The 14,924-nt window shown below is 55.6% G+C and carries 15 protein-coding genes; 9 read left to right on the top strand and 6 right to left on the bottom strand.

Features of this window, described 5'->3' with window-relative positions; translation table 11 throughout:
• Positions 1 to 149 precede the first annotated feature (149 nt).
• The 4 genes from V9G17_08075 to V9G17_08060 all read left to right on the top strand — a co-directional run bounded on the left by V9G17_08075 (position 150) and on the right by V9G17_08060 (position 2,161).
• On the top strand, positions 150 to 284 hold the full coding sequence (locus V9G17_08075) for a hypothetical protein (GenBank protein MEI2752549.1): 135 nt from the start codon (positions 150 to 152) through the stop codon (positions 282 to 284).
• 119 nt (positions 285 to 403) lie between these two features.
• Positions 404 to 748, top strand: coding sequence for an RHS repeat domain-containing protein (locus tag V9G17_08070; GenBank protein ID MEI2752548.1), 345 nt, complete (start codon positions 404 to 406; stop codon positions 746 to 748).
• An 821-nt stretch (positions 749 to 1,569) separates the two neighbouring features.
• Positions 1,570 to 1,869, top strand: coding sequence for a hypothetical protein (locus tag V9G17_08065; GenBank protein ID MEI2752547.1), 300 nt, complete (start codon positions 1,570 to 1,572; stop codon positions 1,867 to 1,869).
• A gap of 46 nt (positions 1,870 to 1,915) precedes the next feature.
• On the top strand, positions 1,916 to 2,161 hold the full coding sequence (locus V9G17_08060; GenBank protein ID MEI2752546.1) for a hypothetical protein: 246 nt from the start codon (positions 1,916 to 1,918) through the stop codon (positions 2,159 to 2,161).
• Here the strand turns inward: V9G17_08060 and V9G17_08055 are convergent.
• The 3 genes from V9G17_08055 to V9G17_08045 all read right to left on the bottom strand — a co-directional run bounded on the left by V9G17_08055 (position 2,089) and on the right by V9G17_08045 (position 3,538).
• The gene (locus V9G17_08055) at positions 2,089 to 2,520 is read right to left on the bottom strand and encodes a putative toxin-antitoxin system toxin component, PIN family (protein MEI2752545.1); all 432 of its coding nucleotides are present in this window, start codon (positions 2,518 to 2,520) and stop codon (positions 2,089 to 2,091) included. The two genes, V9G17_08060 and V9G17_08055, sit on opposite strands and share 73 nt — an antisense overlap.
• Entirely contained in the window at positions 2,504 to 2,758 is a 255-nt protein-coding gene (locus tag V9G17_08050; protein ID MEI2752544.1) for a hypothetical protein, read from the bottom strand. Before V9G17_08050 ends, V9G17_08055 begins: the two co-directional genes overlap by 17 nt.
• A gap of 342 nt (positions 2,759 to 3,100) precedes the next feature.
• Positions 3,101 to 3,538 (bottom strand): tyrosine-type recombinase/integrase, encoded by a 438-nt coding sequence (locus V9G17_08045; protein MEI2752543.1) that lies wholly within the window; start codon positions 3,536 to 3,538, stop codon positions 3,101 to 3,103.
• A gap of 241 nt (positions 3,539 to 3,779) precedes the next feature.
• On the opposite strand from V9G17_08045, the gene V9G17_08040 reads away from it, so the two are divergent.
• The 3 genes from V9G17_08040 to V9G17_08030 all read left to right on the top strand — a co-directional run bounded on the left by V9G17_08040 (position 3,780) and on the right by V9G17_08030 (position 4,898).
• Positions 3,780 to 4,118 carry a hypothetical protein gene (locus V9G17_08040; GenBank protein MEI2752542.1) on the top strand — a complete coding sequence of 113 codons (339 nt, stop codon included), beginning with the start codon at positions 3,780 to 3,782 and terminating at the stop codon, positions 4,116 to 4,118.
• Between the two features lie 209 nt (positions 4,119 to 4,327).
• A complete protein-coding gene (locus V9G17_08035; GenBank protein ID MEI2752541.1) occupies positions 4,328 to 4,555 on the top strand; it encodes a type II toxin-antitoxin system RelE/ParE family toxin in 228 nt (75 codons plus the stop codon).
• A gap of 4 nt (positions 4,556 to 4,559) precedes the next feature.
• Positions 4,560 to 4,898: a helix-turn-helix transcriptional regulator gene (locus V9G17_08030; protein ID MEI2752540.1), complete on the top strand. Its 339-nt coding sequence runs from the start codon at positions 4,560 to 4,562 to the stop codon at positions 4,896 to 4,898.
• A gap of 103 nt (positions 4,899 to 5,001) precedes the next feature.
• Here the strand turns inward: V9G17_08030 and V9G17_08025 are convergent, their stop codons facing one another.
• From V9G17_08025 to V9G17_08015, 3 genes are all read right to left on the bottom strand, one after another.
• A complete protein-coding gene (locus V9G17_08025; GenBank protein ID MEI2752539.1) occupies positions 5,002 to 6,996 on the bottom strand; it encodes an FkbM family methyltransferase in 1,995 nt (664 codons plus the stop codon).
• A gap of 1,383 nt (positions 6,997 to 8,379) precedes the next feature.
• Complete coding sequence (locus V9G17_08020; protein ID MEI2752538.1) at positions 8,380 to 9,594, bottom strand: ATP-binding cassette domain-containing protein; 1,215 nt, start codon at positions 9,592 to 9,594, stop codon at positions 8,380 to 8,382.
• 101 nt (positions 9,595 to 9,695) lie between these two features.
• Positions 9,696 to 10,448 (bottom strand): ABC transporter permease, encoded by a 753-nt coding sequence (locus V9G17_08015; protein ID MEI2752537.1) that lies wholly within the window; start codon positions 10,446 to 10,448, stop codon positions 9,696 to 9,698.
• Positions 10,449 to 11,140: 692 nt separating this feature from the next.
• On the opposite strand from V9G17_08015, the gene V9G17_08010 reads away from it, so the two are divergent.
• Entirely contained in the window at positions 11,141 to 11,419 is a 279-nt protein-coding gene (locus V9G17_08010; GenBank protein MEI2752536.1) for a hypothetical protein, read from the top strand.
• Positions 11,420 to 11,539: 120 nt separating this feature from the next.
• Positions 11,540 to 14,638, top strand: a complete 3,099-nt coding sequence (locus V9G17_08005; GenBank protein ID MEI2752535.1) for a CusA/CzcA family heavy metal efflux RND transporter — start codon at positions 11,540 to 11,542, stop codon at positions 14,636 to 14,638.
• Positions 14,639 to 14,924: the final 286 nt, after the last annotated feature.

The raw sequence follows: 14,924 nt of genomic DNA, 5'->3' as shown, positions 1-14,924 counted from the left end.
GAGCTCTGCTCCCGTTCGTCTCACCCTAGGCGAATCACCGGAGCGAAGCCAAGGCTCCGGAAGAGGTCACTAGGGGACACGAGGGGACAGCAGAGGACAGATTCTCGGACAGTTACACCACGAAGGGAAGTAGGCATAAGGATGCGTATGTGCGCGTTGCTGCGCTGCTGGCGGCGATTGTGAGCATCGTTCAGAGCCGGAACATCGCGCAAACCAAAATCAGCTCGTTTTTGACCCTTGCGCGAAAAAAAGGTTTGGAAGGCATTCCCCCCTTTCTGGGATAGGATCAGAGGGAAATGAAACCCTGCTGCCGACGACGATTGAGTCGCTGATGCACACATACGGCAAGAACGGAAGTCGGATCATGCAGCTACGCCAGAATGCAGCGGCTTCGAATCTACCAATGGCCATGACTGCAACCAACGTAGCCTATGAAGCGGTGGGGAACCGGACGACAGGCGGGACGGTGGTCAACCAAGGCAATCAACTCACGGCGGATGCGAACTTCGCGTATCAATATGACGACAATGGCAATCTGACGAGAAAGACGCTGCTCGCGACGGGCAATTACAGCCAGTACACCTATGATGCCGAGAACCGGCTCGTGAAAGTCGAGGAATTTGCCGCCGGCAATTCCACGGCGATCACGACCAGCAGCTATCGCTATGATGGGTTAGGGAGACGGATTGAAAAGGTCGCGAATGGCCAGACCAAGCGCTACATCACCCAGCCGACCCTAATAGTGTGATCGATATGCGACATTTCCTCGTAGTCGGAAAGCAGGGTGAATTGTTCGGTTTGGGTGTCGAGATTGGTCAAGCGCTATCGAGTAATCCTAAAGCGCGAGCCAGCGCTTTTGATTCTCAAGACTTCTATTCGAATGCGCTCGGCGCAAGCTTTTTTGCTACCGCTGATCCTAGCCAGAACTTCCGAGAACAGCTTCGAGGGTTCTTCGCCAAACGGAAACACATCGCATGTCCTCTCGATCCAGTGAATTCGTGCAAATGAAAAAGTAGGCGGGAGTAGTTGCTATGAAGCAATGTCGGACATGGACCGGAGGTGTGTGTCTGTTCGCATTGGGATTGCTCGTGAACACCAGCTGTAATGACCAATCCTTGGAATACGAAAGAACACTCGAGGCTTGCAAGAAGGTGCAACTAGGAGACACTGAACTGACGGTGCGTGAGCTGATGGGTGAGCCAGAGAAGGCTGAACAGAGGGTTGCTAACTCTGGGAAAGGCCGGGTATTGGTCTACCCGGCTCCGGCAATCATGGCTACCGTTCCTCAGATTTATCTGGATGAGAGTGGCCATGTCGACGAAATAACCTGCTATGAGTCGTATCGCCTCAAAAGGGAGAAGAAAAACCACAGTTAAATATCCGCACCGTTTACTAGGTCACCAGCACCGAACAGGCCATCAGTGCCACCACCACGTTTACCTATGAACCGACTTTCAACCAAGTGACCAGCATCTGCGACGGCTGAGCCAGACGATGACATGATTATTCCAGTTTGCGACAAGTGTGCAGTGCAGGAGTAGCAGCACATACTGACAGTATGGAGTAACCATGATGAAGATTTATAAGGCCATTGTTGAGGGTAGAAATTGTTGGGCCAATCTTGATGGCACTTGCAAGAGATTAGGATTTGTTACGACAAGAGTAGCTCAGGGCACTGATCCGGCTCAGGCCGCTTCAACTATTGAACGAAATCTTATTGAGGAGCTACGTTCAATCCTCCTCAACAAGCCGGAAGATGTTCCGGAGATCACTACGGGCGAACTTTGTGAAATAGATGAAGATACCGCTCGTGGGATTCCTAGGACTGGATGCACATGGTATCCAGATGATTGTCTTTCCCCAAATTAAGATGTTGGTTGCACAATCGTGCGCTCGATTCGCATGGTTATGATCCATGCCCAATGGCATCCGAGCGTATACCTACGATCGCGCCAGTCAGGTCACGAGCATCCTGCATCAACTCACGGCCACCAGCATGCCCATCAACAAAGCCGACTACGTCTATAACCCGGTCGGCAATCGGACGAGCCTGACGGATCGGCGTGGGCCGCAGGCCTTCGGCTACGATCAGCTGGATCGACTCACCAGCGCGAGCAGTCGGGCAAATTCGGCGGCTGAAATGACCGGCACTCCGCTGTAGTGTGAGGCCTCGAAATCCTTATCGCCGGTGACGAAGTATTGGGGGGCAGGTGTGGTCGCCATGAGATCGAGGAACGGTCGATCATGCGCATCACGCAGGGGAGTGTTGGTGGGATGGGGATCAACGAACTGCACTTCGGCTTGGATTGTTTCCAGAAAGCTCGTGATATTCACCCCAGCTCGGGTAAATGCGCGTTGGAGTTTGGGGCGTCGCAGAACGGCTTCTAGTTCCGCGAAGGTATCAGGACTCATGATGGGGATGAGGCGGCGCTGTAAGACCGCCTGGATGATCCGTGCAGGAGGCCCTGCGGCGGACAACAGGCCGGACACGAAAATATTGGTATCAAGAACGACGCGCACGCTCGCGTCGAACCGCTGCAACCTCAGCGGCAATCTGTTCGGGTGTGACGCCCAGTTCGCGGGTGGCGCGGCGCAGCTTGCTGACCATACGGGCCAGCTTCTTGCGACTCGCCGCTCTGGCCGGGGACTCCAAGATCAGGACGTCGGAGTCGCGATGTGCCACGACGGCTTTTCCCCACCCCTTCATCCAGGAGGAGGGAATCACCACGCCTTCTTTGGTGTACTTCACGGCTTTCATCAGCAGCGCATCCAGTGTATCCGGAGGTAGTATACCATGGTGCTGCGGCTATTTCGTCATCAGTCGGCGATCTTGCGAACCGCTGACCGTTGTTCGTCGCTGCATATTCGAACAACTCAATTGTGCCCGTCCCTGCCCAGTCACTTCCTTTCAGCCTCGCCCGCTGGATACGTCGCTCCTTTCGTCCGAGACCATAGAATGCGTGTGCTAAATTTGTGCTAAAAATCTCCACAACCGCTTAAATTGGTTCGAATTAGTAGAATCAATAGAATGCCGTTAACCGCTCAATTCAGAAGTAAAAACGGGGAAACCGTCGCAAAATCAAGCCAGTATGAAAACTACTTAGTATCGACTCTCAAGGCTCAGACACGGGTTCAAATCCCGTTGGGACCACCAACCTTTCCCCTGATCTTCCGCAGAGTTGGTAACCTTCCTGAGTTCTGGCGTGATGAGGGCTGATCCCTCATAGGACAATCCATAGGACAAAACAGGCGTGGTGTAAGTAGTTTCTAGCTGCGTGACTGCGTCGCGGGGCTTGAGATTCCAGCCTTGGCCGCCGTGTGAATACTGGCTTGTCATGACCGCCTTCGTGCTATGCCCGAGCAGCGCGGAGCGAACCTCCAGGCTCACCCCCAGGGTCTGTAGTCGCGTCGTGAAGGTGTGGCGGAGGTCGTGGAAGTGCAGGTCCTGCACCTTGGCTGCCTTACAGGTTCGGTGCCACTGATGACCGAACGCATCGGCAGACCAATTGGCGAATATGGGCCCCTCGATGGCTGCCACCTCTGGGCGCAACGCTCGATAGGCCAAATGGTTCAGCGGGAGTTCTCGGGCAGACTGTTGACAAACCCTCGCTGTAGATCAGGACAGCTATGTGAATGAGCTGCTGGAAAAGGCGGCGCGGGACTTGCGAGGGAGTATTCAGAAAAGCGAAAGTGAGCGTCATTGAAGAGTGGCACGATGTCGGGAGGCTGCTCTAAGCCCTTGACAGACTGGGTCTCAGGTCAAATCGGGGAGGCATGAAATGTTTAGAGCTTTGATAGCGGCTGGTTGCTGTGCTGTCTCGCTGCTCCTTGGCGGGTGTGTCAATATCTCATCTCGGATTACCCCTGAGAATCAGGCCGTCAAGCCGATGACTGAGGGGAGTGATTGCTCGTATGCTGTCATGGGTTTCGGTTATGGCACCAACACGGTCGAACAAGCCATGGCAAACGCGAGTCCCACGATTCAAAAGGTGCGCAGCGTCAGCACGGATCTGTTCTTCTTTATCTTTTTTAGCTCGCACTGTGTGACAGTGGTGGGCGAGGGCGCGCCAGGCGTCACGAGGCCACTACCCTATGATCCCGCTGAGCAGCGGCCATAGAGTGAGGCTCGCTGCCCTCGCGTCTTATATCTGCGGAATGTTGCCTTCCGTCTTGCCTTTTGATGACCTATAACAGAAGTGTTATAGGTCAGACATGCCATGCACGGTGGTGTACTACGAAACTCGGACCGGCGAGACACCGATCGAGGACTTTCTCGCTGCCCTCTCTCCAAAAGCTCGAGCGAAGTGCTTAGCCTAATATCAGTCGATTGGAAATAGATGGCACCCGGCTGCTCGCGGCAATTGCCAAACATGTTCGCGGAAAGATTTGGGAACTCCGCTCGGAATGGTCGGGGAACGAATACCGGTTCTTTTATGAGGCGATCATGGGGCAGCGCTTTGTCATTCTCCATGCGGTGCAGAAGAAATCGCAGAAGCTGAAGGAGGGAGACATTGTGCTGGCGGAACAACGGTATGCCGATACACTGAAGAGGTGAAGCGATGAAAACCCATCGAGAATATGTCGACGAGCAGATTCGTAAGAAACCTTCGTTTGCCGGTGATTTGGCCGAGGCAGAGAAAGATGTGGTCCTTGCGGTTGCTCTAGCTAAGCTGAGAGAACGTCGCGGGTTGAGTCAGACAGAATTGGCGAAACGCGTCGGTATGAAGCAGCCGCAGCTTGCAAGACTGGAAAGTGGTGCCCAACGGCCCGGGATTGGTACCCTGATCCGGTTGCTCGGTGCGCTGGATGGAACCTTGGATCTCAGTGCGACGACATGCCGGCTCACGCCGACGAAAGGTGCCTCATCCCGGCGAGGCCGCTTGGTGCCTGTCGGCTGACTCTCTCTGCGAGCGAGGCAGCCTTGACTGATTGCCTAGAGCCGAACCGCATGTACCCGTCGCGGTGACCGAGCAACCGTTGCACCCGATACAGATCCGTTAACTAAGCAACTTCCCTGCCCCTTCCTACCCCTGGCGAGATATCGGCTAATGGGACAGGAATACAGAACTCCCCCTCGCGAGGGAGTTGTTGCGTCCATGAGTGCTCTCCCCCCTCGGTCGATTGTGCGATGGTTCTCCAGAAATGTTGCCGAGCGATTTGCCAACTGATCATTTTTAACTTCGCCTTGCTGCACTCGCGCAGATCAATCTCACCGCATAACAGGTCAATCGCCCCTCTTCTGTCAAACGATTCTAACGCTGTATATGTGGCGCCGTGGGCTGTCATCTTTAACAGGCGGCAGTGTGCAATCGCATATTTCTGAAACAATTGTTCGAGGGTGATGGTGTTCACTAAACCACTGCGAAGCACGCGGTGAGGCGGGATCATGAGAGCCTCCGTGGTGGCCCAGGCACTGTCCCGCGCACTGGTGTACAGCGTGCGCGGGAGACCGTCTGCTGATACGGCCACTTGGAGCGCAATCACATTGTTTACGTTATTCCTGACGATGTTTTGCTGTAAGGAGGCATAATTCAGGGGGTCCGGTTCGAGTGCATAGATCGTGAGGAATGGGAATTTTTTGGCCAGGGCGATCGACAGAACGCCGACATGTGCGCCAACGTCGATCACCGTATCGCCCTTCCGGAAGGACGCCACCCTCGTCAGATAATAGTCATGCTCCATCCTCCACACGGCGTCTGCCATACCAACCCGATACGAAGGATAGGATAGAAAAACTGGTTCTTGGCCAAATCTACACACCTCGGTCAAGGGATCCTTCTCAGGAGAGGTGGCTTCTCGGATGCTGATCAGGTGGTCAACTTTTCCTTCCAATGCCTGTAGCTTTGATTCGAGATGTCCTAGGTTCAATGCTCGGCTGATGAGAGAACGACCGTACACAATCGTGTGATGCTGAAGACTTTTCGCAGCGCGTTTGAGGCAACGCTTGAGCACGCCAGGCCCGGGATGGTTGACGTATACGTCTAACAGTGGATGCACCGGCCAGTGATGCTGCGAGACGCTGTGATACCCCTTGAGGCTGTTTCGGCGCATACAAAAGATGATGAGCCGTTCATGAGGGTTGGTATGATGGACCGCTTCCTTAAAGCCTCCTTCCGGAATTTTATTGAAGGCCTCCGCAACTTTTGCCAGAAACTCTCGCCGGTCTGCCGGTTGAACTCTATCTTTGAGCATCCAATCAAATTGCCGTAGCTGCACCCTAATCAGCATCGCCCATACGTCATCGGACACCTGCCAGGTAGTGAGATTGCCATGGATCTTGCGAAAGACCTCGAACACCTCGAAGACTTTTCGATTGGTTCTTCCGGAGATTTGTCCCGGGCGATTTTGTCGATAAAATAAAAAGGCTTGGTCTATGAGGGAGATCCGCTTGGCCTTTAACATGACCCAGAAATGAAAGCAGACGTCCTCATAAGAATTCATTCCCTCTTCGAAGCGCATGCCGTGCTCTTGAAGGAAGGAGCGCTTATAGAGCTTGGTCCAGGCAACGGGTTCTAACAGAAGGCCGCGTGGTTCATTGGTGATCTCAAAGGGCCGCTTTCTCAGCCTGGGGTCTAATGATTGCCGGATGTGTTTATCAAAATGGTCTCCAAACGTTTTGGTCGTTTCGTAGAGAACCGTAGCATCGGCGACCAACACATCGAGGTCATCGGCCAGTGCTCTATTGTAGAGCACTTCGCACATTCGGATGTCGGCCCAATCGTCACCGTCGGTGAACGCAATGTACTGACCTCTGGCATGGCTGAGGCCAATGTTACGAACGCTGGCCAGACCCTTGTTGGTCTCGCAATCAAAGACTCGCACGCAGGGGTACTTCATCGCATATTGGTGGGCGATTTTTCCGCTATTGTCCGTTGAGGCGTCATTGATGACTAGGACTTCTATGTTGGTCAGCGTCTGGTGCACGAGAGAGTCTAAGCAATGACTGAGATAGGTCTCCACATTGTATGCTGCGACAATGACGGACACGAATGGCATAGAGTGGATGGCGTCTGCCTGGCCTGGTGAGTTCATGGCGGAGGTGGACGAGGCGGACGGTATTTCTGTGATGCAGTCGCGAGCCACGAGGTTTCGACTCACTTGAAGGTCAGTCTTGCCACTGTGTCTTTCGGTGGCGCCAATGGCAGACGTCAAGATGTGTGCTAAACGATCTCCGAAGGTCTCTCTGCTGTACCATTCCTGCGCGAGGCGTGCACTGCCGGCGCGTAATAAGTTTTGAAAATCTCGTGAACCACTGATGAGTTCGATCGCCTCCGCAAGCGCGTCGGGGTCTTTGGGACGAGCGAGGTACACGTTCCGTCCATGCTCCAGAGCCTCATCTCGTTCGCCCGGGATTTCGGTCGCGATGATAGGCGTGCTGTGAGTGGTGGCTGCGGCAAGGGAGCTGTTATTGAGGGTGACGCCGTAGTCAAACGGCAGTACGCAGGCATCACTGCCGCGCAAATAGAGGGAGCCTTCGTCGCTATCCCAAGTGAAGTTTCCAGTCCACGTGACCTTCTCCGTAATCCCAAACGTCTCCGGGAGTTTTTGCACCATGTCATGGTACCGCTTGCACTCAGCGGCGCGAGTGGGTATCTCGAGGTAGCCCCCCACGAGAACGAGCCGCATGTTCGGCATCCGCGTACACACCATCCGAAACGCCTCGAAGAGAGTCTCTATCCCTTTGCCGGGGTAAATGTAGCCCCAATACGTTAAGACGAAGTCGTCTGCCTTGGCACCGATAGCCTGACGCGCCCTCTGCCGAGCTTTCTCCGGGGGATCAGAGCAGAATCGAATGAGTGGAGGCGGGGGGAGAAGGGTGATCTTTTCGCAAACGCCTGGCAGCTGACGGTTGAGGCGGTCTCGGTGAGGGCCACTCAGCGCAATGATGCGGGCACTGTCTCGGAGGAGTGTTCCAAAGCGCCAATGACTATCCCTGGCACCTGCCCACAGACCCATGATCTTTCGTGGAATGCGCGACGAGACGGATCGCGTGAGCGGGTCGTCATCGATCGCCTCAAACTGGGTCACCACCGGGACACCCGGGAGCGCGGATTTGCAGATAGAGGGCAGAAACGTGATCATCGGATGGTGGTTATAAATCCATCCGATGTAAATCAACAGCACGACATCAGGTTGACACTGTTTCAATTCGTGGACAAGGTTTGGCAGGTTAGACCACGCCCATTCATCAATGGTGGGATGGACGACAATATTAGGCAGCGTCCCGGCGATGCTTCCTTTTTTGCAGACCACATGCACGATATGGCCGCTTTGCGCTAAGCATTCACTCATGTGAAGCGCGTGATTCGCTTCGGGCGCTGGATCAGGCGGATACGTTGAGATGATGAGTACCTTCATATCCTATTCCTCTCTCATGACTTAGGCGCCCATCGCATCACGAGGCACCGAGTCTGAACTGACATCGAGAAGGGCTGGGCCTTTAACACCAACGCGAACATCCAGGAAGAGCATGCCTTGCGCATAAACGCCAGGCCCGGAGGTTCTGGCGCCGGTTATGTGTAAGGGATACATCTGCCAGTGGCGATCGTACAGGTAGCTCCAATCAAGTGGATAAATGCCGAGATTCAGGAAGTACCGTCCCGGGACGAGTGGGAGTGAGGTGAGATCCAAGCGCAGGGTGTGCTTGCTCTGGAGCGCGCCATCAAGGGTTATCAGGGAAGGAATTGCAACCTCCCAGCACTTGGCGTGGGACTCGTTGAATATGCCGACGGTACAAGCCATGTCCAAGATATGGTCACCTCGGTGAAGGTCCACCTCTACGGCGAGCGGGCTTCCGGTCTCCACCGACTCGGTTAATTGTCCTTTGTCATCGTAGACGCGTACGGCAGAGATACTGCACTCCTGCGTTCCTTCTCGGTTCCCCTGCGTCACGCGGAGTAGCGACGACCGGGAGGCGACGGACATCTGCCCGGCGCGCCGTTCGGTTCGCTGTCGCATGAGGTCGTGATACGTGGCCAAGGCAGAATGTGGATCGCTTTGGATCATGACTCGTCCTTCGTCCAGTACCAGCACCTCATCACACAACGCCTTGATCTGCTCGGCGTCGTGAGACGTCACAATTAACGTCTTGCCCTCATTCCGGAATCGCGCGATGCGATCCATGCATTTCTTTTGAAATCGCTCGTCTCCAACCGCAAGCACTTCGTCCATCACTAACACCGACGGGTTAAACTCAACGGCGGCCGCGAAAGCCAGTCGCAGGTACATACCGTTTGAATAGGTCCGTACGGGTTGGTCGATGTAGTCTTCCATCTCGGCGAATTGCACGATGTTTCGTTCGCATTCAGGGAGGCCCTCAACGACGCCGTTCAGGATCGCCGCCGTTTCAATGTTTTGCCGCCCCGTCAGGTCAGGATGAAAACCACCGCCTAATTCCAAAATGCCGCCAACTTGTCCGTCGCTCACGATGCTTCCAGACGTTGGCACCCCGAGCCCGCACAGGAGCCGCAACAGGGTGCTTTTCCCCGCCCCATTGTGGCCGATGATTCCAAGGACCTGACCATGCCGGACGGTAAAATTAATCTTCCGCAACGCCCAGAGCGTTTCCCGTCTGTGCCATTGCCCGGTCACCACCTGGTGCACCGTATCTCTGATACTGGAGGGACGGTTTCTCTGGACGATAAAACGTTTCGAGACCTGTCTCACTGTGATCGCGTAAGGCCGCACCGTCACTCCTAAACAGCGTCAACGACGTCAGGTTCGAAACGCCGATACATCCAATAACCGAGTCCGCAGATCACCGCGCTGATCGCTCCTGTCTGGGCAACCGATGCCCATAACGGACTCACGCCTTCAAACAGGACGGCGCGATAGGCAGTAATGAGAGGTACTAAGGGGTTGAGAGCCAGGAGGGCAAGATATTCGTTGGACACAATGGGTCTATAAAAAATCGGGGTCAGGAAAAACAGGAGGGAGAGTGCGATGCCCACCAGCTGCGCCACGTCACGGTAAAAGACATTCCAGGTGGCCACCATAAAGCTCAATCCTGCGATGAGGACGGCTTGAATAACCAATAGCGTGAGCAGCGCGATGGGGTTCCACGGCACCAATCGGCCATACCACCAGAGAATTCCGTACAGCAGAGGGAGACTCAGCAGGAAAGTGATGAGGTGTGACACTGTGTTAACGAGTATGAGAGCCGCAGGCGGAAAGGCAGGCTTTCTGACGAGATCCCGGTGAGTAAAGAACAGCGGACCGGCGGACGCGAGGGCACTGCTGAACCAAGTCCAAGGCAACAGCGCACTAAAGACGAAGGCTGGAAAGTGATCGATATCGACCCGAATGATGCTTCCAAATGTAAACGAGAGGACGCTGAGTTGAGCCAGCGGAAGAATCAGCGACCAGAGAACTCCCAACGCAGAACCGGTATGTCTGAGGTAAAAATCACGTTTGACAAAGTGCCATACCAATGTGCGGTAGTGCCTCATCCGGGACTGCAACCCTAGTTGCTTGTGTGTAGAGGAGGCACGATTATTCATGTCGCGGCCGCGTGCATCGGGATCGTTTGAGACATTCTGCATTCAAGGGAATTACTCAAGGACGTGCGTATGTGCCCAGTGCCGCACGATCTCTTCCATAGAAACTGCACGGGCTGTGCGTAAAGCTCCCTCCTTCTGGCAGCGCTCTGGTGCTTTGGTTGTGCGGTGCCCGAAAGGTACTCAGTGGAACGGATAATTAGCGCCCGGCGCATACGCCAGAGACGCGGTCGCATCACAACTCTATCAGACAAGGCGGGGTCGTCAATTCCGTAGCGCACCGCCATACCATGAAGTGTGGCCCATGAGGCCGTGGCAGGCCTCCGTCCCGCCACGTCTCGGCCTAGTTTCACCGCCTCCCGCGTACACGCTCGCGTAACCTTGCGTCGCTCCATGGCGCACCTCCGAGTTCATTGATACACCTGACTCGGTGTCTGTGAAACCGGCAGCAGGCCCAGTACGGCTAGGAGGATAGGTTCGTTGCTGGTCAAGTCCATGCGCTCATTCTGAGTATTCTTGTTGCCCGCCGGTCGCCATGATAAAGTTTGGTGGCATTGTGTCGACGGTGACCCAGTAAGGGAGTTTGAGAAGCCGTGCTCTTGAGATCGTTCGCTGCCCACCCGTTCCGTTTCAGGATGGTTCTTTTGCTCTTTGCGTGGGTGGTCGTGTTCAGTCTCTCCTCGGCAGATCTCTTTGATCTGCAGGACGAGGTGGGGCGGTCGCTCACCGACTTACAATTGGTGCTCGAATCTGAGCTCGAAGAGGTTCGTGACGAAGCCGCGCCCCTTCGAATCGAGCTGGAGCATTCAGGCGAGAGCCTTTCGGTCCAGCCTGCGTTGATTCATGCTGCCGGTCTTGCCTCGCACCGGGGCACTCATCCCAGGCACTGTCTGCTCTCCAGGTTGTCTGTCTACCGCGTATAGACCCCCTCAACTGTCAGTCAGGTTCCGTGTAGCTCTCGATCGCAGTGGTTGATGGGAGTTATCGATGCCGTCTTGTGCGTTCGCGCGAGATGTCTGAGTTAAGTGCGGAGGACACACCATATGATTGAACGACTGGTAGGGTTGGCGTTGGCACAGCGGTTGATGGTGTGCCTCGCCGGACTCGCGCTCTTATTCGGCGGCTTGTATGCGTTTCATCTGCTTGATGTGGTGGCCTATCCCGATCCATCACCGCCGATGATCGAGGTGATTACCCAGTATCCCGGTTGGTCGGGTGAGCAAATGGAGCGGGCCATTACGCTGCCGATCGAAATTGCACTTCAGGGCATGCCGGGGCTGACCGAAATCCGCTCCCTCTCGATCTTTGGTCTCAGCGACATCAAGGTGTATTTCGATTTCGGCACCGAGTACTTCCGCGACCGGCAAGAAATCCTCAATCGCCTGCAACTCACTACCTTGCCTCAAAACGTGCAGCCGTCGATTTCGCCCTGGTCGGCCATCGCCGAAATCTTTCGGTACGAACTCACCGGCGACCATGTGTCGCTCACCGACCTCAAGACGACCCAGGATTGGCAGATCCGCCGCGAGTTCAAACGCGTACCCGGTGTCATTGATGTCAGTACTTACGGCGGGACGACCAAGGAATACCACGTTGAGTTAGACCCCGGGCAGCTCATGAGCTACAACGTGACGCTGGATCAGGTCATGGACGGTCTCGCAAAGAGCAATACCGATGTGGGCGGTAACTACCTGTCGATGGGTGAGCAGAGCTTTAACATTCGCGGCATGGGACTGATCAAGAAACTCGACGACATTGCCAACACGGTGGTGACTCAAAAAGAAGGGACGCCGGTATTTGTCAGGAATCTGGGCAAGACCAGCATCGGATCCCGCATACGATTGGGCAAGGTCGGTATCGATGACCGGGATGATGTCGTGGAAGGTGTCGTGCTGCTGCAGCGGGGTGCCAAAGCCCTGCCGGTGTTGGAGAAGGTGCATGAAAAGATCCAAGACCTCAATACTCGCAAGCTGCCACCGGGGGTGGGGATCAAGACCTTCTATGACCGCACGGTCCTCATCCATACGACCATTGAAACGGTGATCGATATTTTGATTGCCGGCGTCGTCCTGGTGTCGATCATTCTCTACGTGTTCCTCGGTCATTTCCGGACGGCGATGATTGTGGCGCTCACGGTTCCCGTGGCGCTCTTGTTTACCTTCGGCATGATGGTGCTCGCCGGGCAATCGGCCAATCTGATTTCGCTGGGGGCCGTCGACTTCGGGATCATCGTCGATTCCACCCTGATTATGGTCGAGAGTATCTTTTTCCACCTCGCGCATCGCCCTTCGGCTGAGAGCGCGATGCCGGCGGCTGTCCTGCGTGCGGCGCGCGAAGTGGGGCGGCCGATTTTCTTTGCGACCACCATCATCGTGGTGGCGTTTTTACCGTTGTTCACGATGACGGGGGTGCCGGGCAAGGTGTTTGCGCCCATGTCCTTGACCTATGGCTTTGCGTTGAGCGGCGCGCTCCTGATGGCGTTTACCCTAGGACCCGCCCTCTGTTCCTTGCTGCTCGCCGGACCGATTCGGGAGCGTGACACCGCAGTGGTGGAGTGGTTGAAACATGGTTACCTGGCACTGCTGAATTGGGGGTTGCGGCACGAATGGTTGGTGATCGGAATCGCCATCCTCTCCTTGGTTCTGACCATCGCGGCGGTGCCCTTCATCGGCGGTGAGTTCATGCCGGCATTGGAAGAGGGGAATATTTGGATGCGCACCACCTTCCCGGTGGATATTTCGTTTGAGCAGGCGGCGCATCTGGTGACGGACATCCGGGCAGTGTTCCGGCAATTCCCCGAGGTCATCAGTGCAGCCTCGCAATTGGGGCGTCCCGACGACGGAACCGATCCGACGAGTTTCTTCAATGCGGAATTCCTCGTGACCCTGAAGCCGTTGAAACAATGGCGCGCTGAGGTGCCGACGAAAAAAGCCTTGATCGATCAGATCGAACAGCGCCTCACAGCGGTGCCGGGTGTGACCTTCAACTTTTCTCAGGCGATCCAGGACAATGTGCAGGAAGCCATGTCGGGGGTGAAGGGGGAAAATGCAGTCAAGCTCTTTGGCAGCGACCTCCAGACCCTGGAGCAATTGGCGAAGCAGATTGAGCTGGTGATGAAGGATGTGCAGGGTGTCAAAGATCTCGGTGTGCTGCATTTGCTGGGGCAGCCGAATCTTGTGATTGAGGTCAACCGCGAGGAGTGTGCGAGGTATGGCCTCAAGGTGGGCGATGTCAACGATGTCGTCCAGGCGGCGATCGGTGGCCAGGCCGTCACGCAAGTGTATGAGGGGGAGCGATGGTTCGATCTCGTGGTCCGGTTTCTCCCGGAGTTCAGGCGCGATATCGAGTCGATCGGCAACATCGTCGTCAGTACGCCTGACGGCGCGCGCATTCCACTGAAACAGCTGGCGTCAATTACCGAGCAGACCGGCGCGTTCATCGTCTATCGTGAAAACAATGAACGGTACATTCCCATCAAGTTCAGCGTTCGCGGACGAGACTTGGAGGGGACCGTCCGGGAGGCGCAAGAACGGATTGCGAAGCAGGTCCAGTTCCCATCCGGCTATCGGATCGAATGGCACGGAGAGTTTGATCAACTGCAAGAAGAGAAGGCACGGTTGGCCAAAATTGTCCCCATCACGCTGCTCATCATTCTCTTTCTGGTGTACCTGGTCCTGCACAGTCTACGCGATGCATTGTTGGTGCTGGCGGCCGTGCCATTTTCATTGGTCGGTGGCGTCTTGGCACTGTTGGTGACGGGGACCCATTTCAGCATTTCGGCCGCGGTGGGATTCATTTCGCTGTTCGGCGTGGCCGTGCAGGGCGCATTGATCCTGATCAGTCGTATGCGAGATCTATTGCGTGACGGGTATGAGATCAAAGAGGCGATCTTGAAAAGCGCCGAGGTCCGGATGCGGCCGGTGCTGATGACCTCGCTGGCTGCGGCCATTGGGCTGCTGCCGGCGGCTATTGCGAGCGGCATCGGTGCCCAATCCCAACAGCCGCTGGCGCGAGTCGTGGTAGGCGGCATGCTGACCTCGGCGGTCCTGATTCTGTTGGTGGTCCCCGTACTGTATCAGGTTCTCCATCGGCTCCAGGGAACAGTCCCTACGTCTGAGTCTGCCCGGGTGCCGACGGAGTAGCGGTGGAAGTTATTCCGTCGGTGATCCACGCCTGCTTGGACTCAAGCGAAGTCGCGATCACCCACCGTCCTTCGTATGGGCGAGGAAGGTGTGCTCACACGCCTGCCCCTCCATGCTCCCGCCGCCTTGATTCCCGAGTGGTCCAGCCATGAGCGTGGACATCTGCGAGAAAACAGGCCCTTCGATTGACAGGGCGAAAAAGACGGCTAAGGTAAGGGGGGCCGCACAGCGATGTCGGCATGATGTGTCTGATGAGGATGCGGTAACGCGCAAGCACAGAAGGGAG

This window comes from Nitrospira sp., from assembly GCA_037045225.1.
GTDB lineage: Bacteria > Nitrospirota > Nitrospiria > Nitrospirales > Nitrospiraceae > Nitrospira_A.
Note: the sequence above shows the minus strand (reverse complement) of the source record. Positions and strands in the feature narration are given on the sequence as shown.